Annotated in this window: 20 protein-coding genes and 1 tRNA gene; 12 read left to right on the top strand and 9 right to left on the bottom strand. The window is 62.5% G+C overall.

All coding sequences use genetic code 11. The features are described from left to right. Window positions 1-39: 39 nt before the first annotated feature. Window positions 40-1,704, bottom strand: coding sequence for a cytochrome c oxidase subunit II (gene coxB, locus N4T19_RS21205; protein ID WP_260718954.1), 1,665 nt, complete (start codon window positions 1,702-1,704; stop codon window positions 40-42). Window positions 1,705-2,014: 310 nt separating this feature from the next. Next, entirely contained in the window at window positions 2,015-2,923 is a 909-nt protein-coding gene (locus N4T19_RS21200) for a methyltransferase domain-containing protein (RefSeq protein ID WP_182345091.1), read from the bottom strand. Between the two features lie 50 nt (window positions 2,924-2,973). Here N4T19_RS21200 and N4T19_RS21195 point away from each other — a divergent pair, with 50 nt between their 5' ends. Further along, window positions 2,974-3,741, top strand: a complete 768-nt coding sequence (locus N4T19_RS21195; protein WP_260718953.1) for a ComF family protein — start codon at window positions 2,974-2,976, stop codon at window positions 3,739-3,741. Between the two features lie 64 nt (window positions 3,742-3,805). Continuing rightward, window positions 3,806-4,291, top strand: coding sequence for a tRNA (uridine(34)/cytosine(34)/5-carboxymethylaminomethyluridine(34)-2'-O)-methyltransferase TrmL (gene trmL, locus N4T19_RS21190; RefSeq protein WP_182345090.1), 486 nt, complete (start codon window positions 3,806-3,808; stop codon window positions 4,289-4,291). Between the two features lie 310 nt (window positions 4,292-4,601). Here trmL and N4T19_RS21185 read toward each other — a convergent pair whose 3' ends face one another. Further along, window positions 4,602-5,240 carry a LysE family transporter gene (locus N4T19_RS21185; protein WP_116924678.1) on the bottom strand — a complete coding sequence of 213 codons (639 nt, stop codon included), beginning with the start codon at window positions 5,238-5,240 and terminating at the stop codon, window positions 4,602-4,604. 253 nt (window positions 5,241-5,493) lie between these two features. Between N4T19_RS21185 and kefC the strand changes: the two genes are divergently transcribed. Together kefC and N4T19_RS21175 are read left to right on the top strand one after the other, a co-directional pair. Continuing rightward, on the top strand, window positions 5,494-7,368 hold the full coding sequence (kefC, locus tag N4T19_RS21180; RefSeq protein WP_260718952.1) for a glutathione-regulated potassium-efflux system protein KefC: 1,875 nt from the start codon (window positions 5,494-5,496) through the stop codon (window positions 7,366-7,368). A 73-nt stretch (window positions 7,369-7,441) separates the two neighbouring features. Next, the gene (locus N4T19_RS21175; protein WP_260718951.1) at window positions 7,442-7,876 is read left to right on the top strand and encodes a DUF1841 family protein; all 435 of its coding nucleotides are present in this window, start codon (window positions 7,442-7,444) and stop codon (window positions 7,874-7,876) included. Window positions 7,877-7,904: 28 nt separating this feature from the next. Here the strand turns inward: N4T19_RS21175 and N4T19_RS21170 are convergent, their stop codons facing one another. Continuing rightward, complete coding sequence (locus N4T19_RS21170) at window positions 7,905-8,585, bottom strand: c-type cytochrome (protein ID WP_116924676.1); 681 nt, start codon at window positions 8,583-8,585, stop codon at window positions 7,905-7,907. A gap of 103 nt (window positions 8,586-8,688) precedes the next feature. On the opposite strand from N4T19_RS21170, the gene N4T19_RS21165 reads away from it, so the two are divergent. From N4T19_RS21165 to N4T19_RS21155, 3 genes are read left to right on the top strand one after another with little or no spacing between them, the layout of a single operon-like run. Then, window positions 8,689-9,543, top strand: coding sequence for an AAA family ATPase (locus N4T19_RS21165; RefSeq protein ID WP_021025344.1), 855 nt, complete (start codon window positions 8,689-8,691; stop codon window positions 9,541-9,543). A 7-nt stretch (window positions 9,544-9,550) separates the two neighbouring features. Beyond that, window positions 9,551-9,778, top strand: coding sequence for a hypothetical protein (locus N4T19_RS21160; protein ID WP_021025345.1), 228 nt, complete (start codon window positions 9,551-9,553; stop codon window positions 9,776-9,778). A gap of 9 nt (window positions 9,779-9,787) precedes the next feature. Beyond that, a complete protein-coding gene (locus N4T19_RS21155) occupies window positions 9,788-10,381 on the top strand; it encodes a GNAT family N-acetyltransferase (protein WP_260718950.1) in 594 nt (197 codons plus the stop codon). Window positions 10,382-10,400: 19 nt separating this feature from the next. On the opposite strand, the gene N4T19_RS21150 is transcribed toward N4T19_RS21155, so the two are convergent. After that, on the bottom strand, window positions 10,401-10,994 hold the full coding sequence (locus tag N4T19_RS21150; RefSeq protein ID WP_260718949.1) for a hypothetical protein: 594 nt from the start codon (window positions 10,992-10,994) through the stop codon (window positions 10,401-10,403). A gap of 73 nt (window positions 10,995-11,067) precedes the next feature. Here N4T19_RS21150 and N4T19_RS21145 point away from each other — a divergent pair, with 73 nt between their 5' ends. From N4T19_RS21145 to N4T19_RS21135, 3 genes are read left to right on the top strand one after another with little or no spacing between them, the layout of a single operon-like run. Then, entirely contained in the window at window positions 11,068-12,255 is a 1,188-nt protein-coding gene (locus N4T19_RS21145) for a vWA domain-containing protein (protein WP_260718948.1), read from the top strand. Between the two features lie 2 nt (window positions 12,256-12,257). Then, window positions 12,258-14,144 (top strand): autotransporter assembly complex protein TamA, encoded by a 1,887-nt coding sequence (locus tag N4T19_RS21140; protein ID WP_182345086.1) that lies wholly within the window; start codon window positions 12,258-12,260, stop codon window positions 14,142-14,144. Between the two features lie 3 nt (window positions 14,145-14,147). Beyond that, window positions 14,148-18,545, top strand: a complete 4,398-nt coding sequence (locus N4T19_RS21135) for a translocation/assembly module TamB domain-containing protein (RefSeq protein WP_260718947.1) — start codon at window positions 14,148-14,150, stop codon at window positions 18,543-18,545. Window positions 18,546-18,674: 129 nt separating this feature from the next. Here N4T19_RS21135 and N4T19_RS21130 read toward each other — a convergent pair whose 3' ends face one another. Continuing rightward, a complete protein-coding gene (locus N4T19_RS21130; RefSeq protein ID WP_260718946.1) occupies window positions 18,675-19,376 on the bottom strand; it encodes an MOSC domain-containing protein in 702 nt (233 codons plus the stop codon). A 207-nt stretch (window positions 19,377-19,583) separates the two neighbouring features. Between N4T19_RS21130 and N4T19_RS21125 the strand changes: the two genes are divergently transcribed. Further along, window positions 19,584-19,658 (top strand) — tRNA-Arg (locus tag N4T19_RS21125). Between the two features lie 576 nt (window positions 19,659-20,234). Here N4T19_RS21125 and N4T19_RS21120 read toward each other — a convergent pair. The 3 genes from N4T19_RS21120 to N4T19_RS21105 form a co-directional block, all read right to left on the bottom strand. After that, window positions 20,235-21,434: a hypothetical protein gene (locus N4T19_RS21120; protein WP_260718945.1), complete on the bottom strand. Its 1,200-nt coding sequence runs from the start codon at window positions 21,432-21,434 to the stop codon at window positions 20,235-20,237. Between the two features lie 568 nt (window positions 21,435-22,002). After that, on the bottom strand, window positions 22,003-22,269 hold the full coding sequence (locus tag N4T19_RS21115; RefSeq protein ID WP_260718944.1) for a hypothetical protein: 267 nt from the start codon (window positions 22,267-22,269) through the stop codon (window positions 22,003-22,005). A gap of 1,289 nt (window positions 22,270-23,558) precedes the next feature. Next, the gene (locus N4T19_RS21105; protein WP_182345081.1) at window positions 23,559-23,939 is read right to left on the bottom strand and encodes a hypothetical protein; all 381 of its coding nucleotides are present in this window, start codon (window positions 23,937-23,939) and stop codon (window positions 23,559-23,561) included. Window positions 23,940-24,078: 139 nt separating this feature from the next. Between N4T19_RS21105 and N4T19_RS21100 the strand changes: the two genes are divergently transcribed. Next, the gene (locus tag N4T19_RS21100; protein WP_182342999.1) at window positions 24,079-25,026 is read left to right on the top strand and encodes an IS481 family transposase; all 948 of its coding nucleotides are present in this window, start codon (window positions 24,079-24,081) and stop codon (window positions 25,024-25,026) included. Window positions 25,027-25,185: the final 159 nt, after the last annotated feature.

The raw sequence follows: 25,185 nt of genomic DNA, 5'->3' as shown, positions 1-25,185 counted from the left end.
AAATCTTGACTCCGATGGCTCTTCTAGGGCTTGCACGCCTTAGGGTGCAGCAACAATATCGACACGGCGCGCCTGGCTGTCAGCGCCCTCACCTGCGGTTATGGTCTGCGGCTTGCGCATCTCGATACGCGCCTCTGCCACGCCTTGGGCCACCAGCAGCTCGGCCACGGCCTGGGCGCGCTTCTTGGCCAGCTCGGCATTCTGGTCGGCATTGCCGGTGCCATCGACAAAACCGGACAACGCCACCTTGCCGCTTTGGCCGGCCAGCGCGGCGGCGGCTTTCTTCACGGCATCCTGGGCCTGGCTGTCGAGCTCGCTCTTGCCGCTGGCAAACAGCACCTGGGAGATCGGCGCCTCTGCGGTGGCCGATGCCGATGCCGATGCCGATGCCGATGCCGCAGCAGGCGCGGCAGGCGCAGCGGTTGCAGCAGCGGTTGCAGCAGCGGTTGCAGCAGTGGCGGCAGCAGCGCCGGCATCAGACGCCGCAGCGGGGGCTGCAGCCGGCACAGCACCTGCTGAGCCTCCGCCTTCCGGGAATTTGCCGGTACGTGCCGCGACAAACTGGGCCGGTTGCACCATGGTGCCGGTCTTGTTGCTCCAGTGGTTCTTGGTAAAGGTGACGACCGCTGCCAGGTCGGTATCGCTCAGCTGCTTCCAGGACGGCATGGCGCCATTGGCGCGGCCTTCGAGCACCGTGTGCATCATGTCGGCCGTGGCGCCCAGCACCACCGGGCTGCCATCCAAGGCCTTGATGGGGCCGGCCCCCTTGCCATTGGCCTGGTGGCAGGCGGCGCAGTTGGCGGCATAGACCTTCTCGCCCCGGGCCACCAGCGCGGCCAGCTCCCAGACCTTGTTGGGGTCATCGGCCTGCGCGGCCAGCAGTTTCTTTTGCTCGGCGACCCATGCGGAGTAATCGCTGGCCGACAGCACCTTCACATGGATGGGCATGTAGGCATGCTCCTTGCCGCACAGCTCGGCGCACTGGCCATAGTAGTCGCCGGTTTTCTCGGCGCGGAACCAGGTGTCGCGCACAAAGCCGGGGATCGCATCCTGCTTGATGCCAAAGGCCGGCACCATGAAGGAGTGGATCACATCGGCAGCGGTGGTGATGATGCGCACCTTCTTGTCGACGGGCACGACCAAAGGTTTGTCGACGCGCAGCAGGTAGTCATTGGGCGCCTTGGAGACATCGCCGCTGTTGGACATCGCGCGCTGGCCGCTGTCCAGCGTAGAGATAAAGCTCAGGCCCTCGCCTTCGCCGGTCAGGTAGTCGTAGCCCCATTTCCACTGGTAGCCAGTCACCTTCACCGTCAGGTCGGCATTGGTGGTGTCCTTTTGTGCGACCAGCACCTTGGTCGCCGGCAAGGCCATCAGGATCACTATGATGAAGGGCAGCACCGTCCAGGTGACCTCGACCGTGACCGATTCATGGAAGGTGGCGGGCACCGCCCCCTTGGATTTGCGGTGCTTCCAGATGGAATAGAACATCACCGCGAACACACCGACAAAGATGATGGTGCAGATCCAGAGCATCATCCAGTGCAGCGTGTGCTGCTCCTGGGCAATTCGGGTGACGGGAGGCGCCAGGTTCATCTGCCCAACGGCCGGGCCGCCGGGAAGACTTTGCACCGCATGTGCTGCCGAGGTGAGGCCAGATGCCACCAGCAGCAGCCAAGAAGCCAGCTTATGAGAATCACTTTTCATAGTTGTCACTTACTTCTCATCTTCTCATCGTTATGTAGGGCAGGCTGGGGTGTCCTGTGGGGGGAAGACATCCAGCCGCGTGGTGCAGACACCGCCGGGTGCATCTCCGCTTGCACCCATGCCACTTGGTCATTACAGCGAGCATGGCCGCAACCGCGCAAGATTGCAACCCATGCAATCCCGGGATCATAGGAGATTGACAACAGCAGCTGTCCACCACTGGACAGCGCGCCCATATGTTAGGTGGTTTGCTGAATCACCCAATCGCTTGCGCACAACACATCAGCAGAGCCGGCAGCGGCCCCAGCCATCAGGCGCCACCTGGGCGCCCCTGGCGCAGCATCTGCTGCATGTCCTGTACGCTGATGCTGCTCTCGCCCTGCACTTTCATGCGCGGCGTGGGCTTGAAGGCATGGCCGTAGATGATCTCGAACGAGACCACCAGGCGCCCCTGCTCCTGGGCATCGGCCAGCTTGGCCGTCAGCAGGGCATCGAGCTGGTTGCGCCACTGGCGGCCACGCAGGCCGCCAAAGCGGGCCGGGTGCAGGTTGCGGCCCAGCTCGCGCAGCTCGGCGCGCAACTGGGCGGCGCCTGAGTACGACAGGGTGATGCGCTCCATGTCCATCACCGGCTCGGCAAAGCCGGCCTGCACCAGCATATCGCCCCAGTCGTGCATATCGGTAAACTCATGGCTGGCAGCGGGCCAGCCCTGGCTGGCATAGGCCGCACGCAGCTCCTTGAGCGTATCGGGCCCGAAGCAGGAAAACATCACAAAACCGTTGACCGCCAGGCTCTGGTGCCAGGTCTGCAGCAGCTGCTGGGGGTTGGGATGCTGGTGCAGCGCCATATTGGCCCAGAGCATCTGCACACTTCCGGGCGCCGGCAGGCCCCAGTGCAGCTTGGCCTGGCGCCAGCGGCTCAGCGCCCACCAGGGCTTGTCCAGCTGGCTGCGCAGCAGCGCGGCATGGGCCGGGCGGCTTTCCACGATATGGATATCGGCCGCCGGGTAGCGCTCTGCCACCTGCTGGTGCGCCTCCAGCCCGCCGTATACGGGCTCCCAGCTGCACCAGGCCTCGGGCTTTTGCACGATCCACTGCAGCCGGTCCTGCATGCGACGGCCCACCTCTTCGTGCAGCCAGGGGCTGTGCGCAGGCGCGCGCCGCTGCCAGGCATGGGCGGCGTTGGGGTCGATCGACGGAGGTGCGGTAAATTCAGCCATGGGGGAACACCTGCGCTTTGGCGCGCAGATTATTGATTGGTATTAAAGCGATGACAGCAGCCACACCCGAGAAACACCGGCCCAGCCTGTGGCAGCGTGCGGCCCAGGTGCTGGGCCACTGGCCCAGCCAGTGCCTGGTCTGCCGCAGCTGGCCCAGTGACTGGATCTGCACGGCCTGCGCCAGCGTCTGCTGGCAGCCGGGTCTGCGCCGCTGCAGCCGCTGCGCACTGCCGCTGCCGGCCAGCACCGAGGTCTGCGCCGGCTGCCTGCGCGATGCGCCGCTGTTGCAGCGCTGCCATGCCGCCGTGGACTATAGCCCGCCTTGGGATGCCCTGGTGCTGCGGCTCAAATTTCACCAGCAGCTGGCATGGGCAAACCGCATGGCGCAGTTGCTGCTGCACACGCCGGGGGTGCTGGCCAGTCTGCAGCAGGCCAGCGTCATCCTGCCCGTGCCGCTGTTTGCTGCCCGCATGCGCGAGCGCGGCTACAACCAGGCACTGCTGCTGGCCAAGGCACTGCGCCGCCAGGCCCCTGTCTCGCTGCGACTGGCAACCGTGCAGCCGCGCTACCTGCAGCGGCTGGTGGACACGCCCGCCCAGGCCGGCCTGGGGCGCGCTGCCCGGCTGCGCAACCTGCGCCATGCCTTTGCGCTGCGCCCGGGCCTGCAAGCGCAGGATCTGGGTGCGTGCCCATTGCTGATCGATGATGTGATGACCACCGGCGCCACCTTGGGCGCGGTGGCGCAGCTGCTGCAGGCGCAAGGCGCGCCAGCGGTGCAGGCGCTGGTGTTTGCCAGAACGCCGGCGCCCGGCCAATAGCGCAGCGGTCCACCCTTGTTTGGCGGGGCCGCTACACTGGCGCCCTTGTTTTTGCGCATTTGCCATGTTCAACGTCGTCCTGGTCGAACCCGAAATCCCTCCCAACACCGGTAATGTGATCCGCCTGTGTGCCAATACCGGCAGCCGCTTGCACCTGATCGAGCCGCTGGGCTTTTCGATGGAAGACCGCTTGATGCGCCGCGCCGGCCTGGACTACCACGAGTACGCCGCCACCCAGCGCCATGCCCATTGGGACGCCTTTATCGAACGCATGCAGCCTGCCGCCGACCGCATGTTTGCGATGACCACCCATGGCAGCAGCCCGGCGTTTGATGTGCGCTTTCAGCCCGGCGACTGGCTGGTGTTTGGCTGTGAAACCCGGGGCTTGCCGGTGGCGCTGCGCGAGGGTTTTCCCACCAGCCAGCGCGTGCGCCTGCCGATGGTGGCGGGCCAGCGCAGCCTGAACTTGTCCAATGCGGTGGCGGTGACGGTGTTCGAGGCCTGGCGCCAGAATGGCTTTGCGATGCCGGACGGCACGCCAGCGCAGTAACTACCCACCTGCCCCACAACCTCAGCGGGGCATGTCTGAGAACCTGTTCAAAGTCTCTACGCAGCCGCGTTGGAGTGCAATCGGGATGAGTTCGAAGGGATGGAACGCAGCTTGCACCGGGGTGCAAGCAAGGGCCAGCGCGAAGAAATCGCCCGATTTCACTCCAACCCGTAGGGACAGTGGCTTTGCGAGCGGTCTGCTTCGTTGCAGCGCTTGCCAATAGCTGGCTATTGGCTGCGCGCTGTGCCTCGCATCCCATCTCGCAAAGACACTGTCGCGGCGCGAGGAGACTTTAAACAGGTTCTTAGGCTCAAGCCGCGCTTTGCGAGCGCTTGACGAAAAACAGGCCCATGCCCACCAGCATCAGCAGTCCGCCAAACACCTTGTTCTGGATACGCATGGCGCGGCTGTCGCGCAGCAGGCGGCGCAGCACGCTGGCGCTGCCCGCGTAGCCATGCATCACCACGGTGTCGACGGCCAAGGTGGTGGCCGCCAGAATCAGCAACTGCAGCCACAGCGGCCGCTCGGAGGTCATGAACTGGGGCAGCACCGCCACCATGAAGATGATGCCCTTGGGGTTGGTGGCATTGGTCAAAAAGCCGCTCAGCGCCCGCTTTTGCCAGCTGCCGCTGGCGGGCTGCTCGGCCTGGGTGTCCATGATGCCGCCCTTGGCGCGCCACTGGGAAAAGCCGATATAGATCAGGTAGCAGGCCCCGACGATCTTGACGACATTGAAAGCCGTCTCCGAAGCGATCAACAGCGAGCCGACACCGGCCCCGGCAATCAGCAGGATCAGGAGCAGGCCCAATTGCAGGCCCAGGATGGTGGCGCTGGTCTTGCGCACGCCGTACGAGAGCCCGTGGCTCATTGACAACACGGCGCCCGATCCGGGAGATACGGCAATGATGCAAGCCGCAACGAGATACGCCATCCAAGTATGCAAATCCATGGTCCATCCTGAGGCAGCAGAGCCGTCTGCCACCAACGCAGCCCCTGCGGGGCAAAGCGGCGATTATCGCGCGGCCCGGCCAGGCCCGTGGGCGCCGCTGCCATTGCCGAGCATCCACACATCCCTTTTTGATAGCTAAGGCGGCAATACCCACCTGCGCCAACCGCAAAACATTGCAATAAATTACCGTGACCCGGCAAATAAAAGTAATCTGTGCACCGCAACGACAAAACACCGATAACAAAACGCAAGCATGGAACACGCTCCCGCCTGGCTTACCTATACCTTTCTCTACCTGGCCGCAGCCGTCATCGCGGTGCCGATCTCCCGCGCGCTGGGCCTGGGCACCATCATCGGCTACCTGGTCGCGGGCATCATCATCGGCCCCAGCGGCCTGCAGCTGGTCAGCAATGTGCAGGACATCCTGCATTTCTCCGAATTCGGCGTCGTGCTGATGCTGTTCCTGATCGGGCTGGAGCTGCAGCCCAGCCGCTTGTGGAGCATGCGCCGGCCCATCTTCGGCGTGGGCACCGCCCAGGTGCTGCTGTGCACCGCCGGGCTCTTTGCAGCGGGCCTGGCTTTTGGCTATGACTGGCATCTGGCGCTGATTGCCGCGCTGGGCCTGGCGCTGTCATCGACCGCGATCGCACTGCAAAGCATTGCCGAGCGCAACCTGATGTCCACCACCAGCGGCAAGACCAGCTTTGCGATTTTGCTGTTTCAGGACGTGGCCGCCATCCCGATCCTGGCCATGATTCCGCTGCTGGCCGTGGGCCACCAGGCGGCGCAGAACGACGGCAACATCCTGCTGGAGATCGGCAAGACCCTGGCCATCATCGTGGCCGTGATTCTGGTGGGCCGCTACCTGCTGCGCCCGGTGCTGCGCTGGATTGCGCAAAGCGAGTCGCGCGAGATATCGACCGCCACCGCCTTGCTGCTGGTCGTGGGCATTGCCTTTTTGATGCTGCAGATTGGCCTGTCGATGGCGCTGGGCGCCTTTCTCGCCGGTGTGCTGCTGGCCGACAGCGAGTTCCGCGCCGAGCTCGAGACCGATATCGAGCCCTTCAAGGGCCTGCTGCTGGGCCTGTTCTTTATCGCGGTGGGCATGAGCATCGATTTCGCGGTCATCGTGCAGGCGCCGCTCACCATGCTGGTGCTGGTGCTGATGTTCCTGCTGATCAAGTCCGTGGTCATCTATGGGCTGGCCAAGCTGCTGCGCATGCCGGTGCAGGAGCGCCCGCTGTTTACCCTGCTGCTGGCCCAAGGCGGCGAGTTCGCCTTTGTGGTGTTCAGCGCGGCTCAAGCGCAGCGCATCTTGACGCCCCAGCAGTCGTCCCTGCTGATCGGCTCAGTCGCCATCTCGATGGTGGCCACGCCGCTCATCGTGGCGGCGATGGACCGCTGGCTGATGCCCCGCTTTGCCAACCTGGCCAAGGGCGACGATGTGCCGCCTGAGCTGAGTGAGCAGCAGGAGGCCACCGTGCTGATCGCCGGCTTTGGCCGCTACGGCCAGATCGTCACCCGCGTGCTGCTGAGCCAGGGCATCAAGGCGGTGATCCTCGACCACAGCGTGGAGATGCTGGAAGTGGCGCAGAACTTTGGCTACCGGGTGTTCTACGGCGATGCCACGCGCCAGGACCTGCTGCGTATTGCCGGCGCCGAGAAGGCCGAAGTCATGGTGATTGCGGTCGACGACGAGCTGCAGACCAACCAGATCGTGCGCCTGGTGCAGCAGCATTTTCCGCACCTCAAGATCGTCGCCCGGGCCAAGGACGTGGCGCACTGGTATGCGCTGCGCGACATGGGCGTGCACCATGTCGACCGCGAGGTGTTTGACTCCAGCCTGCAGACGGCCGAGAAGGCGCTGGAGCTGATGGGCTACAGCGCCGAAGACGCCCAGTACGTGGTGACGGTGTTCCGCGCGCACAACATCGAGCTGTCGGACAAGATGTACGAACACCACCATGACCGCGAAACCATGCTGGCTGTTGCCAAGCAGGGACGTGAGCAACTGGTCGAGCAAATGGCGCGCGAGCGGCAGGAAAGGCAAGAGCAGGTGCAGGAAGCCAAGGACGCGCCAAGCAGCCCCTACCCGCCGCCGCCTGAAGACCCGCACAGCCAGATCTGAGCGCCGGCCATCCCTCCACCGCCTTAACCACAGCCCAGCGTCGCTGCCAAGCGCATGCTACGCTATGCGCCCTATGTTCAACCCCTCCCAAGCCGATGTCCGGCGATTTTTCTGCGCCGCCTATGCCAAGCACCAGGCGGGCCAGCCCATGGAGGCCATCGAAACCCTGGCCAGCCTGTGGATCGATGAGCACCCGAAATACCGCGAAGACCTGAGCGATGTAGACGCGGCCATTGCCCGCAACTACGACCTCACGCCGGAAAAGACCAATCCCTTCCTGCACCTGTCGATGCACCTGTCGATCAGCGAGCAGTGCAGCATTGACCAGCCGCGCGGCATTCGCCAGGCGGTGGAGCTGCTGGCCAAGCGCCTCGGCTCCTTGCACGACGCCCACCATGTGGCCATGGAATGCCTGGGCACGATGCTGTGGGAGAGCCAGCGCTCGGGCCGCCCACCGGACGGCAATGCCTATGTGGCGGCCGTGCAGCGCCAGGCCACCAAAGACTGAGCGGCCAACGACTGGCCAGACTCAGGTATCAGTTGGACGCCTGTTTGCTGCGAAAACGCGACTCGGGCACGATTTGCAGCGGGCCATCCAGGCTGCCAATGTAGTTGGCCAGCGCCTTCATCTCGGCGTGGGTCAGCTGCTTGGCCATGCCCACCATGATCGGGTGGTTGCGGCCGATGCGGGCGTTTTTCTCGATGGTGTAGGACTTGAGTGCCGCGTAAAGGTAGTCAGGGTGCTGACCGCCGAGCTTGGCGTACGAGGGATCGAGCGGCTTGGAGAAGTTGTCGCCATGGCAGCTCACGCAGGTGCCCTTTTTCAGCAGTTCGGCCACCTCGGCGCTGGGCACCTTGGACGGTTTATCCGCCAGCTGGGTCGCGCCCACCGTGTGCTGCGCGTAGTAGGCGGCCAGATCGGCAATATCTTGCTCGCTCAGCGAATCGGCAATGGCGCGCATCGTCGGATGTTTGCGGTCGCCCTTCTTGTAGGCATGCAAGGCAGCGTCGATGTATTTTTCGCTCTGGCCCGAAATCTTGGGCACCTGGTAGACCTCGGGGAAGCTGGCCTTGTAGCCCACAATGCCGTGGCAGCCGATGCACATCGCCACCTTGCCCTCAGCCGCCTTGGCATTGCCCTTGATCTCCTGCGCGCAGACTGCGCCGGTCGCTGAGGCGACAAGCAAGGCAAATATCGTGGTCCATCTTTTATTCATTGTGCGCACAATCGTGTGGTTCAGGCCGCCGCAGTGATGCGGAGATCTGGGTTTATAGTCAACGCTGTACTGGCCCCGTCATCACGATTCTGCATCCACTTCCATGAAATTCCAAGGCACACAGAACTACGTCGCGACCAATGACCTCATGCTGGCGGTCAATGCGGCAATTACCCTTCAAAGACCGCTTCTCGTCAAGGGGGAACCAGGGACAGGGAAAACCATGCTGGCGGAGGAGGTTGCACAGGCGCTAGGCATGCCGCTGCTGCAGTGGCATATCAAGTCCACCACCAAGGCCCAGCAGGGTTTGTATGAGTACGATGCGGTCAGTCGTCTGCGTGACAGCCAGCTCGCCGACCCCGAGAGCGCAGCCCGCGTCAAGGACATCAACAACTACATCCTCAAAGGCGTGCTGTGGCAGGCCTTCACGGCCGACGCGCCGGTGGCGCTGCTGATCGACGAGATCGACAAGGCGGATATCGAATTCCCCAATGACCTCTTGCGCGAAATCGATCGCATGGAGTTCTACTGCTACGAGACGCGCCAGATGATCCGCGCCAAGCACCGCCCGCTGGTGGTCATCACCTCGAACAACGAAAAGGAGCTGCCGGACGCTTTCCTGCGCCGCTGCTTTTTCCACTACATCAAGTTCCCTGATGCCGAGACCATGCAGCAGATCGTGGCCGTGCACTTTCCTGCGCTCAAGCAGGAGCTGCTGTCGGCGGCGATGAAGGTGTTCTTTGACATCCGCAACCTGCCTGGCCTGAAGAAAAAGCCCTCCACCAGCGAGCTGATCGACTGGCTCAAACTGCTGGTGGCCGAGGACATTCCGCCCGAAGTGCTGCAGACGGCCGACCAGAAAATCGCCATCCCGCCGCTGGTGGGCGCGTTGCTGAAAAACGAGCAGGATGTGAGCCTGTTTGAAAAGCTGGTGTTCATGAACCAGCGCAACCGCTAAAACCGCCATGGCAACGCCACAGCAACTGCTGATCGAAGGGCTGAGCGACGCAGCCGGTTTTCTCGCCGGCGCGCTGCTGGGCTGGGGCATTGGCGCACTGCTGGGCTGGCAGCTGTTCTCCGAAGGCTATGGCGCCAGCAGCATCGCCGCCATTGCGCTGGTGGGCCTGGGCGGCGGCGCCGGCCTGCAACTGGCCCGGCGCTGGCGCATCCGCCGCAACAACCACACTGAATAGGACGAGGCAATGGCCTTTGTAGAACCCACCGAACTGCGCGCCCTTGGCGTGCTGCTGACCCCGCTGACCTTGGCGCATGAGGCGGGCCTGCGCGCCGCCGCGCAAGACGGTGAGCTGTGGAACATCCGCGTCACCTCGGTGCCCGAGCCCGAGAACACCCGCGCCTACATCGAGCAGGCACTGGCGATGCGCGAAGCGGGCAGCCGCATGCCCTTTGCGGTGGTGGACGAGGCCAGCGGCCAGCTGCTGGGCACCAGCAGCTACCACGACATCGTGCCGGCGCTCAAACGCGTGGAGATTGGCTACACCTGGTACGCCCGCAGCGTGCAGCGCAGCCATGTCAACACCACCTGCAAGCTGCTGCTGCTGACCCATGCCTTTGAGACGCTGGGCGCCGCCGTCGTGGGCTGGCGCACCGACAACTACAACTTTGCCAGCCAGCGGGCGATTGAGCGCCTGGGCGCCAAGAAGGACGGCGTCATCCGCCACCATGCACCGCGCCGCGATGGCACCGTGCGCGACACCGTGCTCTACAGCATGCTCGCCGGTGAATGGCCCGAGGCCAAGGCGCAGCTGCTTTACCTGCTGAACCAGCCGCGCTGAGATTAAAGAAACGGCTGATTTAAGCCGTCTGCAGGTTCAGCACGCCCAGGTACTGCTCCGGCAGAATCTGGCGCAGATGGGTTTTGACATTGTCGGCATAGCCGGTGTTGGTCATCTGCTCGAGGAAGGTGACCATGTCCACCAGGCCCAGGAGCAGCTCTGTCTCGTCGCTGGCCTGCTGCACCCGCACGGCAAGCGCCATTGCATCGGCACTGCGCTGCATCTGCAAAATCCCCACCGCATACATCTTGCAGCCCGCCAGCGAGCGTTTGCTGCCCTGGCTGGCTCGCGTTTGCTCGACATACACGGGCGCGGCAGCCGGGCTGGGTGCCACCTGCACTGGCGCAGGCACGGGCGCAGGTGCTGCGACGGGAGGCGGTGGCAGTGGCGGTGCGGGAGGCGGAGGTGGTGGAGCGGGTGGCTGCTGCATCGCCAGATAACCTGCCGTGACCAAGGCATCGAGCACGCTGCCAGCGCTGTCCCCGACCCAACGCGCGATCTCTTGACGCGAGCGGTTGCCATCGCACAAGATCAGAATCTGGCGCTCCTGCACGGACAGGCTGCCGCGGTCACGCAACGCCTGGCGTGCCTTGTCCGTTTTGATCATCACCATGACAGCTTGCCTTTTGAGTACCCGTTAGACTGGAGAGGCTAGCGCCAAACTGTTACGGATTGTTTACAAGACCATGTTGATAGACTTTTTCTACACCTTGCGCGCGGCCAAGTTGCCAGTGTCGGTCAAGGAGCTGCTCACCTTGCTCGAAGCCCTGGACAAGGGCCTGGCCGGGCCCCGCTCCGAGGACGCCTGGAGCCTGGACGATTTTTATTTTCTGGCCCGGCTATGCCTGGTCAAGGATGAAAAGCTGTTCGACAAGTTCGACCAGGCCTTTGGCGCCTACTTCAAGGGCATGGAGATGCTCACCGACTGGAAGAAGGAGCTGCCCGAGGACTGGCTCAAGCAGGTGCTGGAAAAAGAGCTCAGCGCCGAGCAAAAGGCTGCCATCGAGGCGATGGGCTGGGACGAGCTGATGGAGACGCTCAAAAAACGCCTGGAAGAGCAAAAAGGCCGGCACGAAGGCGGCAACAAATGGATTGGCACCAACGGCACCAGCCCCTTTGGCCATGGTGGCTATAACCCGGCAGGCGTGCGCATTGGCGGCCCGGGCAAGAGCCGCAGCGCCGTCAAGGTCTGGGAGCAGCGCGCCTACCGCGATTACGACGACACCAAGGAGCTGGGCACCCGCAATATCAAGGTGGCACTGCGCCGCCTGCGCCGCTTTGCCCGTGAAGGTAATGAACTGGAGCTGGACCTGCCAGACACCATCCGCGCGACCGCCGCCAATGCCGGCTACCTCGATATCAAGATGGTGCCCGAGCGCCATAACCATGTGAAGGTACTGCTGCTGATGGATGTGGGCGGCACCATGGACGACCATATTCAACGCGTCGAGGAATTATTCAGCGCCGTCAAAAGCGAGTTCAAGCACCTCGAGTTTTATTATTTTCACAATTGCGTCTACGACTATATGTGGAAGAACAATAAACGCCGCTACGCTGAGAAATTCCCCACCTGGGACATCATCAGAAAATATAACAAAGATTACAAACTCATCTTTGTGGGCGATGCCACAATGAGTCCATACGAAGTCCTACAAGCCGGGGGCTCTGTTGAGTACAACAATGAGGAACCTGGGGCCGAGTGGCTGAAGCGATTGACCCATGCCTTTCCGAAACACGCCTGGATCAATCCGGAGCCGCAAGGCGTGTGGCAATATCGCCAAAGCATCAGCCTGATACAACAACTCGTAGGCGATCGTATGTTCCCTCTGTCACTCAAAGGGCTGGAGGACACCATGCGCTTGCTGTCAAAGTGACCATGCGACACCGTCTGACAACGCCGGTTCTGCCGGCGTTTTTTATTCTTACTGCTGCCCTGCTCGCAGGCTGCAGCAGCACTCCCAAGGCCGATGACGCGGACGACTCTGCGACGCATGCCAGCAGTGAGCCCGCGTTTGATATCACCGTCAAGGCCCCCAAGAAGGTGCGCGAATACCTGGAGCAGTATGTGGAGCTCAAGCGCTACCGCAACTTTCCCGGCCTGCAAATGACGGAGATGACGCGCCTGCTGGGCGGCGCCGATGAAGATGTGCGTGAGCTGATGGGCACCTTGGGCTACTTCAGCCCCGAGATCAAGATCGATGCCTATGACACCGGAGCGGCTCCCGCCGACAGCGGCATATCGGCAGAAAACAGCCAGGCGCGCCCGCAGCTGGTCATCGAGGTCGAACCCGGCCCGCAGACCAAGGTGACCGAGGTGGAACTGGACTACAGCGGCGAAGTGACCCAGGAGAAGAACTTTCCCGCACGCCGCGCGCGCTTTGAGCGCAACTGGGATCTGCAGCCCGGCGAGGGCTTTACCCAGAAAGAATGGAGCAGCGCCAAGTCCGAGGGCCTGCGCAGCCTGCAGCGCAACCGCTACCCCACGGCCAAGATCAGCAACAGCCAGGCCAATATCGATGGTGATACCAACGAGGCCAAGCTCTCGGTGGGCTACGACAGCGGCCCGCTCTACAAGTTTGGTCCGCTGCGCATCGAAGGCGCCGAGCGCTACGACGCCCAAGGCATAGCCCGCATTGCGCGCCTGCCCAGCGGCCAGAACTACAGTGAGGCCGACATGCTCGACGCCCAGACCCGGCTGGCGGGCAGCGGCTACTACGACTCGGTGTTTCTGACGCTGGACACCGACACCGCCAACCCCAAGGAAGCACCGGTGATCGCCCAGGTGCGCGAGGCCAAGATGCAAAAGGTGGTGTTCGGTATCGGTATGTCCACCGACACCGGGCCGCGCCTGAGCCTGGACCACACGCACAACAAGATGCCCTGGCTGGGCTGGCGGGCGGTGAGCAAGTTCTCTTTCGAGCGTGACAAGAAGCTGCTGTCCACCGAATGGACCGATCTGCCCAAGGAAAGTGGCTGGGCCTACTTTGGCGCGGGCGAGGTCAAGCGCGAGCTCAATGGCGACTTCACCGTCAACTCCATGCAGCTGCGCGGCGGCCACAAAAAAAGCAGCGACCATATCGACCGCAGCGCGTTCTTGCAGTACGACTTTTCGTCGGTGCAGGGCCAGGAAAAGATTCCGTCCAGTAGCGCCCTGAGCGTCAACTACGGCTGGACGGGCCGCTATTTCAACAACAACACCGACCCCACGCGCGGCTACGGCATTGCCGCCGAGCTGGGCGCGGGCTACACCATCACGCCGGACCGCGACCCCTTTGTGCGCAGCCTGCTGCGCTGGCAAGGCTTTGTGCCGGCAGGCAAGGTCACCGCACCCAACGGCAGCTCGCGCAGCGCCCGCATTGCGCTGCGGGCCGAAGGCGGCGCCATCCTGGCCAAGGACTCTGCGGTGATCCCGGCCACCCAGCTGTTCATCACCGGTGGTGACACCACCGTGCGCGGCTACGGCTACAAGAAGATCGGCACCCGCGTGGCCGATGACCAGGTCTATGGCGGCCGCTACATGTATGTGGGCAGTGTCGAGTACCAGCGCCCCCTGGTGCGCAATGGCGAGATCAGCGCCTGGGAATCGGCCGTGTTTGCCGATGTGGGCTCGGTCGCCGACAAGGCCGGTGATCTGTCGCCCTACTGGGGCATTGGCACGGGCCTGCGCTGGCGCAGCCCCGTGGGCGCGCTGCAGGCCGATGTGGCCTATGGCTTGAAAGACGAACGCTTCCGCTTGCATTTGCGTCTGGGATACAGCTTCTAAAACATGGCAGATACACACGCAACCGCACCCACCGCCAGCGCAGCGCAGCCGGCGGCGTCGCCGCCCAGCGGCCCTTCCTCCCCAAAAAAGCGCAGCGGCCTGTGGCGCGCCGCGCGCGCACTGCTGTGGTTGTTCATTGCCCTCATCGTGCTGCTGGCCGCCCTCGTGGGCGGCGCCTGGTGGTGGAGCGGGCAGAACGACTCGCTCGCCCGCACTATCACCCTGGCCCAGCGCTTTTTGCCGGCCGACATGCAGCTGCAAGCCCAGGATGTACAAGGTAGCCTGCGCGGCGGCGGCAGCATTGGCCAGCTGCAGTGGAGCAATCCGTCGATCAGCGTACAGGTGGACCAAGCCACCATTGGCTGGAGCCTGGACAAGATTTGGGACCGCGAGCTACGCCTGGCGCCCATCCATATCGCCAAGGTCACCCTCACCCCTTCGGGCATCGACAAGCCCAAGGAACCCAGCCAGCCACTGGAGCAGTTGCCCCTGCCTCTGCGCGTGCTGGAGGTGCCCTTCTCGGTGGACGAGATCGTCTGGGCTGCGCCCAAGCCCATCACCGTCACGCAACTGCAGGGCCACTACCGCTATGCCGCTGACAAGCACCAACTGCAGATCGACAAGGTCGAGGCCTTCAACAGCCGCCTGCAGCTCAAAGCCGATGTGGATGCACTGGCGCCCATGCAGATCGCTGCCGATCTGAAAGCCCAGCTGGACCAGCCAGCCACCGACACCCTGCCCGCCATCCTGGCCGATGCCGGTGTGCAGGTGACCGGCACCTTGTCCGGCCTGGATGCCGCCTTGCGCGTGCAGGCCCAGGTCAAGCCGCAGTTTGAAGCAGTGGCCGCCAAGCCTGCCGCTGCCGATGCACCGGCACCCACCGCCGCCCGCAAAAAGACGGCCGCCAAGGCGCCATCGGCGCAAGAGAAAGCCGCCAAGGCCCAGGCCGCCCGCTCCGCCCAGGCGCTGGCGGGCGCCGCGCCGATGCAGGCCGATGTCGATGCCACCGTCTACCCCTGGCGCCCCTGGCCGCTGGGCCCCGCGCAAGCCCAGCTGCAAAGCGTCAACCTGGCTGCCTTTTTGCCCAGCCTGCCCACCACCTTGCTCAATGGCCAGTTGGCAGTGACGGAGGCGGCCGCTGATCTGCTCAGCAGCACCCATACCGCCCATCCAGCGCCGGCGCTGGTGGATGCGCCGGTGGACCCCATGGCCTCCAGCAGCGCAGCACCAGCAGATTCCGACACCTCAGATACCAAGCCCGCCGCGCCCCCTGCGCTGCTGCCGGTGCCGCTCGATATCCAGATCGACCTCAGCAACGCCCTGCCCGGCCCTATCAACCACCAGCACCTGCCCGTTAGCGCCGTGCAGACCCATGCGCTGTTTGATGGCCAGCGTGTTGATGTGCTAGGCGGCAGCCAGGTGCAACTGGGCAGCGGCAGCCTGAGTGCCCAAGGCCACTACCGCCTGGCGGACCACCATGCCGGTATCCAGGCGGCATTGCGGGCGATCAACCCCGCACTGGTCGACACCCGCATCGACAGTGCACCGCTGTCCGGCAGCCTGTCGGCCCGGTCGCAAAACGACGCCATTGTGTTTGACGCCAACATCACGTCCGAACGCCGCACGCCGGCCAAGGCCACCGCAGCGAGCACCAGCTTGCCGATCGACCGCGTGATCGCCAAGGGCCAGTGGAAGGCGCCCGAGCTGCAGCTGCAAAGCGCGCAGATCGATGCGCTGGGCGCGCATATCAGCGCCAAGCAGGTGACGGCCAACATCGACCAGCGCGGCGGCGCCGGTGAATTGTCGGTGCAGGCGCCCGGCGCCAACCTGGATGCCAAGGCCCAGGCCGCGCCCCAGCAAGGCCAGGGCACTATCGCATTGCGCCTGAGCAGCGCCGAGCAACTGCTGCAATGGCTGCGCAAGCTGCCCGGCATGGCCCAGGCGTTGCCCGAGGGCATGCTGGCCCAGGGCAGCCTCGACGCCAAGCTACGCTTTAGCGGCGGCTATGGCGATGCGCTGCGCCAGCTGCAGCAAGCGGGGCTGCTGGCCCAGCTGCCTGCGGACATTCCCACAGGCGGCCAGCCCTTTGCGCTCGATGCCAACATCAGCACCCCGCAGCTGAGCGTGCGCACCAGCGCCGATGCCGCTGACCTGTGGCAGCTGCGCGATACCGAGCTGGCGCTGGTCGGCAACCTCAAAAAAGTGCAGCTTGATCTGCGCGCCCAAGCCCAGCACGGCGAGCAGCAGATGGCCGCCCAGCTCAGCCTGGCCGCCAACAGCACGGCGGCCAAACAGTGGAGCGGCGCCTTGAGCAAGCTGCAAGCGCGCGCCACGCTGCCGCCCAACAAGGCGCCCTGGCAGCTGCAGCTGCAGCAGCCGCTGGACTTCAAACTGCAGCTGCCTGCCGGCAACCAACCGCTGCGCGCCAGCACCGGCGCCAGCCAGTTGCAGCTGACCGGGCCCGAGCCCGGCACGGTCACCCTGCAATGGAACCCCTTGCAGTTCAGCCAGGGCGCCGACCAGGCCGTGCAGCTGCAAAGCACCGGCAGCCTGCAAGGCCTGCCCCTGCGCTGGATCCGTGCTTTCCAAAAGCCCGACCCCAGCCAGGCGCAAAAGCACAGCCCTTTTGACTCTGACCTGGTGGTCCAGGGCCGCTGGGATGTCAACACACAAAACGGCCTCAACGCCAAGGTCGAGATCGAGCGCGCCAGCGGCGATCTGCAGCTGCACACCCAGGGCAGCGCGCCCACAAACGTCACCTTCCACTCGAGCGGCAAGGAAGGCGCGGTCTCCAAGGCCTTCTCGGCCGAAGGCCAGACGATCATCGCCCGCATCCGCACCGCCAAGGTCGAGCTAACCGTGCAGGACCGCCAAGTGCGCAGCCGCGTGCAATGGGATTCGGTCAACGCCGGCCAGCTCACGGCCGATGTGCAAACCGCGCTGCAGTACGATGGCAAGAACTACCTGGGCGCCACCGTGGCCCCCGATGCACCGCTGTCCGGCAACGTGCAGGCCCAAATGCCTGACCTGGGCATCTGGGCCAGCTTTGCCCCACCGGGCTGGCGCGTGGCCGGCAGCCTGGCGGCCAATGTGCAGCTGGCGGGCAACCTGCAAGACCCACGCTGGAGCGGCACCATCACCGCAGACAAGATGCATATCCAGTCGCAACTGGATGGCGTGGACCTGCGCAACGGCAGCCTGCGCGCCCAGCTTAACGGCAATACGCTGGAGCTGCAAAGCCTGCACTTTGACGGCGGCGAAGGCAGCCGCGCGCGCATTGCCGGCTACAGCGGCAACCTGACGGCCGCGCCCACCAGCGGCGGCACGCTCGATGCCACCGGCACCATCAGCTGGACCATGCCGCAAAACGGCGCCGCGCCCGATATCCGCATGGACATCCGCACCCAGGCCAAGGCGCTGCAGGTGCTGGTGCGCGCCGACCGCCAGGTCAGCGTCTCGGGCCAGGTGCGCAGCCAGCTGCAGCAGGGCCAGCTCAGCATCACTGGCGACCTGAAGGTGGACCGCGCCAGCATCATGCTGGCCGATGAATCCTCGCCCAAGCTGGGCAGCGATGTGGTGGTCAGCACCAAGGCCAGCCGCGCAGCCGCCGCAGAAAAAGCCAAGCAAGAAGCGGCCAAGGCCGCGCAGGCCAAGCTCGATGCCCCCGCCGGTCGGGTCGAGCCCGCCAAGCCGCTGATCCTGAATATCAAGCTGGACATGGGCCGTGACTTTGCGCTGCAAGGCTATGGAATCACCACGCGCCTCACTGGCACACTCAATGTGCAAAGCAGCGGCAGCGCCGGCATCGGCATGCCGCGCATCACCGGCGTCATCAGCACCGAAGAAGGCCGCTACCGCGCCTGGGGCCAGGTGCTGAATGTGGAAACCGGCCTGATCCGCTTCAACGGCCTCTACAACAACCCCTCACTCGATATTCTGGCGCTGCGCCCCAATATCGCCGTCAAGGCCGGCGTGCAGGTCAGCGGCTCGGCGCAGGCGCCGCGCGTGAGCCTGTATTCCAACCCGGAGATGCCCGATGCGGAAAAGATCTCTTGGGTGGTCATGGGCCGTGATCCTGGCCAAGGTGGCGCCAGCAGTGCGCTGATACAGCAGGCCGCACTGGCTTTGCTGAGCGGAGGCTCGGGCGAGAGCGTGACCGGCAATATCGCCAAGAGCCTGGGCTTTGACGAGATCGGCATTGGCGGCACCGACCGCGATTCCGCCAGCCTGTCCGTCGGCAAGCGCCTGTCGCAAGACCTGTACGTGACCTACGAAGCGGGCCTGGCCGGCACCTTGGGTGCGCTGTACATCTTCTACGACTTCACACGCAACCTGCAGCTGCGCGGCTCAGCCGGTACGACCAGCGCGCTGGACCTGATCTATACCTTGCGCTATGACTGATGGAGCCCATGAGCGCGTGCCATGCGCGATGTGACCTATGACAGGCCCCTGCAGTTGCCAAACGGCGGGGGCCTGTTTGCCAGGGGTTCCGCAGACGTTAGGCTCAGCGTTGCGCTGGCAGCGTAGGCATCAATCCATGCCCATATCGAAGAATCCAGCACCGGACCACGGCGCAACGCCCGGCGCATCGCGCTGGCTCCTCACTCTGGCGGCCATGCGCTCTGGGAGCTGGGACAGTACCTTGGGGAAAGCTCTGCAGTAGGCCGTTTGCACGCCTGCCATCTCAGCGAGCTGCCGATAGCTGATCCAGGAACCCTCCGGCACCGCGCAGGCCACGTGTTGAACCCTCTCCTGCCACTGGTCGCTAAAGGCTGGCCCCTTGGCTCGGCACAGCGATACCCCGGCACCACGGCGAATGGTTCCGCCTCTCAACACGCGAGCGAGCATGCCTCTGTCTCGGCCGATCGAAGCCAGCGTCCCCGAGCACCTGCGCTCCAGCAACCGGCAAGGTTCACAGAGGAAGGTGATCGCGATGACGACCTCGCTGCCCATGCGCAACAGATCACCGGAGGCCAGCTCGCTGGTGGAGAAATCCACCCGTATATTCTCTCGGAGCGAGCCTTCCGCCAAGCCCCAGCGCTGGTAGGCATCGGTGCCGGCGACGAGCAACTGCCGGGGGGATAACGAGGAAGCATGCCGGTCGCCAGCCAGCCCATAGCCGTCCAGCGCCCGGACTTCGGCCACGGAACGGGGTTCAGGCTCGTCACCCATCCTGACGTAAAGCGCCTGCAGCGTACCCATGGGCTGCCAGCTGTCTTGGAGATCGGCCAAGGAGGGAAGTGGGAGGGGATGAACGGGGAACATGTGCTGCCATTTTGCACTTCCCATGCTGGGAATGGCCAGCGGTGCAGAGACGCTCTCGCGGCAGGCGGCGCTGAGCCCCTGCGCCCCAACCATGTCGAAACGGAAGGCACCAGCGTCGTGAGGTCGCAGATTGGCTTGGGAGCTTTGCAAGTCCTCTACAATACACCGCTGTCCCTCTCCGTAGTTCAATGGATAGAACGAGTGCCTCCTAAGCGCTAGATACAGGTTCGATTCCTGTCGGGGAGGCCACTTTTTCTTAATAAAATCAAGTGGCTCTCTTTTTCAAAAGTCCTTCGGGGACATTGCGGGGACATGAACCGCCGATTTCCGTCTAATTTTGCTGGCTCCTTTTGGAGCCTTTTTTCGTTCTGACGGGCACTATTTGCGCCGCTTTCCCCCGGCCCCAGCGCCAGGCTATCGCCGCTCTGGTGCGGCTCCAGAGCGAGGCGCCTGCCGCCCCAACCCGGCGAGCCCCCCACCCTTCGCCGGGATGACCCCGCTGGCAGCGCGATTCGTGCATCGCCCCCTGGCCTTTGCAGAGTTAGAGCTTCATGTGGCTGGGAGACAACGGGGGTCTCGGCGGGAATGGCCGGCATGGAGCATGCAGGCGGCGCAACTCTATGGCCGAGGTGTACTGTTTTGAGGCTATCGGACGCCGGCTATCGACCCACTGCAGTCCTTGCCGATACTCAATAGCAGTCGTTAAAACATTACGGGCTGCGCTGCTCGTTCAAGGCGCTCTCCGTGGAGGACGAGCAACCCGCGAAGCTGGGCGCGGTGAGTTGACTGGCCAAGAGGAGGGATGTGATCTGGGCCTTGGAGCACCTATGTGCGGGCTGCCTGCTGTTGCGCATACATGAAGTCGAGCACCGCAGGAATGAAAATCTCATCAGGTACGCGCTCACTTGCCGGCTCGCAGCTTCTAAACATCTTGTAAATTGCCTTGATGAAGAGTCCCGTGAAGCCGTGATGGTACGTGCTCATGTAACTCACTGCCTCAGCCCCCGCACGCTCTTGAAATTCAAGTGACGAATCAGTTTGCTGCTGAACTGACGCGAAGAAGGCGTTCGCATGGTCGCGGGCTTCTTTAGGGGCTACTCCCTGAAGGTACAGAGCAGTCATAGCAGCAAGCCTGGCATACGCATACGCCATCTGAACTTGCTTCGAAGAAGCCATGATGTGATGAGCGTTCTTGCCCAGGTCGTCGTTGATGTCCCAAAAACAGAAGCCGGTCTGCGTACTTTTCTGAACCACGTCGGTAAGTGTCGGTCCGCTCTTAATCGCCTTTTTCTCCCGGAAAAGCTTCTTGGACTCTGTTGCAGCATACGCGGCCCTAGCCTCGTTCAATATTTGACTGAATGGTGCAGAGGGCTTGATTGAGAACGACCACGGCCCTTGGGGGCTCAAGCCATTTCCGAAGAAATGGTTTTCGTCCTCGAAAGGATTCTTGCCCACTGGCCATGGTGCGAGCGGGCCTTGTTGGCCCGTGTGGCTCATACGGATAACGCCGTGGAACATTCCATCCCTAATTACCGCAACAAGTTCGTCGCCGCTATCGGAGTCCTGCACTGTGAAGCCGTTCGGCTCTATCGTGTAGTTCTTTCGCCCGGCCGACGCATGAACTTCCTCCCGTCCAAATAAATGCGAGAATCGGCCAAATTCGAAGTGCTTCATGACCTCAACATCGATTGCTACTCTGAAGCGTGCTGTCAATGCTTGTTCGGGCATGAGTTGCATCGCGTAGTTTGTGATATGGTTATGAGCCTCATTCACCTCTGGAGCGTCACGCTCCAGCGCGCCTCTGTAGTGTTCCTCAGGGATGCCACTTTCGCTTGCCATTCGCTGCGACTGTTCATTCCCTCTGCTTGCACCGTCAAGTTCTTGGAGCAGGAATTGGTACGCCGATGCTCTACTTGGCAGCTTCGCAATTACGTCCTGTGCTACGACGTTCACGGCTTCATCAAACCCGTGGTCTGCAATGAGTTGCTGCACCTTCGTGCGCTTGCTGCGAAAAATATTGAACATGGCGTGCGTATTACGTGAGTGAAGAGAATTGCAGCGCACCGTACGCCGCGTCGGCAGTATAAATGTGGAGTACTTCAAAATCTCATCCGCACCAGCGCTGGTGCGACTGCCCGAAAAGCGGCACCTTTAACGCCTGCTCCAGGCACCACTAATGAAAGCCACTGCGAAGTGGGTGCGGGAACGTAGAACGATAAGACCCACATGTCCACGGACAGGATCATGGACGTGGGGTTGGCGATCGGGAGAAACTGAAGCATGCGGTACGCGCGCTAGCAGAGCGAGTAGCTGAGGGAGCCGCCTATGCTGCTGAGTCACAGCAAAACCGTGAGCGCTTGGCGCTTCTTCGTCCGCCACCTCGCGACTTCTGCTACTGGCCGTTAGCCGCCTGATGTTGATTTCCGTGACCTCCAGTGTAGGCGGGAAAAAGCAACATGGGGGTGTCGGGTCAGGCTCGACAGTGCCGGTTTGCGATTGTGCGCACACTGCCGGTTTCAGCCAACCCAGCAAAACCTCAGTGCGTCAACCCAGAACAGGGCTTTGTCAATTTAAAACTGGTGTTTGTCAACCTTCACCCCCAGAACTGCCCGTGCAACAGCTTCAGCCGGGACGCCAGCGTTTCGGGATCGTGCTGCATGTGCAGGACAGGGGTTGTGCCAATGCTCACATGCTCATACCAAATGTGGAATGCGCGGGCTTTGGGCAGCATCTGAGCGGTGTCCCTGATCGCTCCAGCGATTGAGCTGGCGGTGAAACTCAAGGCCTCTGAATACTCATTCATGACCCTGGCCAGATACTGACCGGGCGCGCTTTTTTCGATGTGCAGGCTCTGGATCATTTGTTACTCCGGATTGGATCAACGGAGCTTATTTTCTCCACCGCCACGGTGCTGGCTGTAGGCCAAATCCAATGGATCCACAGCCCCTTCATCCAGGCCAGCGCATAGAGCACACTGACTGCGAAAATTCCCTATTGCTCGGACTTCCAAGAGCCGTAGAACCAGAACGGCTGGCCCGGCATGCGAAGATGCACGCCCAGCGCGGGAAGCTCTCAGCGCGGGCTTGCGACAGCCAAGCGGCACTTGTACCTAGCACCGCGATGGCAACCTGATCGATCTGCATAGGGTCATCCTTATCACTGGATAAAATACAGTTTAGCCAAGGTGCAATGGCCCCCAAACAAAAAATAGCCTCGCCAGTGCCGTAGTGGCGCCGGGGAGGCTATTTCTATTTTTGGCTGCAGGCCTGGTTGCCGCAGCCACCGTTCAACCACGCTATAAGCAGATCACGGGTGCTATTGCAACTGGCTGACTTTGCTCAAAACCTGGTTAGTAGGAGGCTACATAAGTAGGTTGGAAGGTGTAACCTCTAATGCAATTGCAGGCGAATGAATAATACAAATTGGAACACTCAGTTGAGGGAACACAATCCTCCAAATTTACGTAAAAGATCAGTTGTTTAAGATTGATGATTTCGTGTTGATTGTGCGTAAACGCGTAAGAACAAAGTTAGTGATTTATGCCCTCAAGATTTCTTCGGCCAATGCGCCAGCTGCTGTGTGTTATGTTTTTTGCAGCAATCGGTTCCATCCAGCCAGTCAAAGCGCAAACGCTCGCCTTCTTAGATCAGCTGCAATTCTGCACTGTGGGATTGAACCGCGCATCTCCCATGGCAACTGGTTTCCGCCCCGCGAACATGTTCTACCCTCGTGCTGAGCCAGCGGCAGAGTATGGACAGCCGACATGCGGAGGCACCTGGGCGTTCGATGGCGCTTCCTACCTTGTCACACCACATGGAGCCACTGTGTTTCCAGGTGGCGCATTAAAGCGGCTTGGCTAAACGAAGCCTCTTTTGACAGTGTTACGGCTACGTCTCGCGCCAGAGGTGAGATGCGCCGCAACATGTCTGGGTTGACTGTGGGCCAAATATATCGGGTGACAGCAGATGATTGGCAGGACGACTCTCCTGGCGACACGGCACCAGGTCTAGATTTTGGACCTTCCACGGCCACGCTTGCTATCCTGACGACAACGTTGCTCGCTCCATTTCGGCGATGGTTTTTGCCAAGAGTGCCTCGCTCTTGATGCGCTTGTACGAGGCAGGAACTGCACCTGGTCGCACAGCGCGGCTACTTCGGCGTCTCGTCGCTTAAGGTCGCCTCCGAGGCTTGCGACCACACCGAGGCCTTCTGCAAGCTGTCGGTCGAGGGCTGCGGCTTTATCTGCAAGATCGCCGCGGGCAGCGGCGTCGGCTTGGGCTTGCGCGCGATAAGTGGCGGCTCGACTGTCGGTGTTGCGGTGCAGGCGCTCAGCACGCGCAAGCCCAGCACGCTCATCAAAATCAACGCCTGTCTTGAGGTTCGCCAGGAGCCATGACTGTCCTCGTCAAAGACATGCTGGAGAATTTCGATTTTTCCGGCATACATGCGCTGGCATCGCGGGGTGTCGAGAATGCAACGCATCCATAGACAGCGATAGAACACCTGCTTCGGTCTACCCAGCCAAGTCATGGCTCAAATGGCGTCAGACTTCATCGAAATAAGCCGGTTAGGTGTGAAGGTTCAATAGGTTGTATCCGGTGTTCATCCGGGTTGGATTTGAGAGACTGGAAGTCGCCAAACACCCAACCCACTCAGGACAGCCAACCGGATGAACACTCATAAGCATGCCCGACTTACCTTTGCCCGGAGACTGGAGATGGTCAAACAGATGACCTTGCAAGGCCTGGATGCCTCTCAGGCCGGAGCCCTTCAAGGCGTCACCGCACAGACCGCTCGCAAGTGGCTGGGCCGCTACCTCTGGGGCGGCGAAGCAGCCCTGGCCGATGCTTCCTCCAGGCCCATTTGCTCTCCCAAAGCCATCTGCGAGTCCAAGGCCTTACTCATTGTTGAGCTACGCAAACGCCGCATGCTGCAGTCGCGCATTGCCAGCTACGCAGGCGTCTCGGCGTCCACCGTGAGCCGGGTATTGGCCCGTGCGGGCCTGTCTCGACTCAGCGATCTGCAGCCGTCCGAGCCCGTGGTTCGCTATGAGCACGATGCGCCTGGAGACATGCTGCACATCGATACCAAGAAGCTCGGGCGCATCGTTCGGCCCAGCCACCGCGTCACAGGCAATCGGCGCGATTCGGTCGATGGTGCGGGATGGGAGACACTGTTCGTGGCCATTGACGACCACGCACGCATTGCCTTTACCGCTATGCATCCGGACGAGAAAACGCCGCAAGCCGTCGCCTTTCTGCGCAACGCCGTGGCGTACTACGCGGGGCTTGGAGTGAGCATCAAACGCCTGCTGACGGACAACGGTGCGGCATTTCGCTCAAGGGAGTTCGCTGCGGCCTGCAACGCCTTGGGCGTGCAGCACAAGTTCACCAGGCCGTACCGGCCACAGACCAACGGCAAGGCCGAGCGATTCATCCAATCGGCGCTGCGCGAGTGGGCCTATGGTTGGACATACCAGAATTCAGCTGAGCGAGCACAAGCCTTACATCGCTGGCAGCATTACTACAACTGGCACAGGCCTCACAGCGGCATTGGTCGAATTACCCCGATGGCCAGGCTCAAATCTGCAAACAACCTCTTGACAGTTCACAGTTAGGGCCCGCAAAAGCAACCCTCAAGTGCTGCGCTGCACATCGTCCATTTGAACTGCCATTGGGGTTGGTGAATCGGTCTGGACAGCGTTCATCCAGCGACTGCTCCTGGCCAACCGGCGACTGTCGCAGACAGACCCATTGCCATGGCTCTAGACCCATCA

The sequence above is a fragment of the Comamonas squillarum genome, from assembly GCF_025309455.1.
Lineage (GTDB): Bacteria > Pseudomonadota > Gammaproteobacteria > Burkholderiales > Burkholderiaceae_C > Comamonas > Comamonas squillarum.
This window is presented reverse-complemented; position numbering and strand designations above follow the sequence as displayed.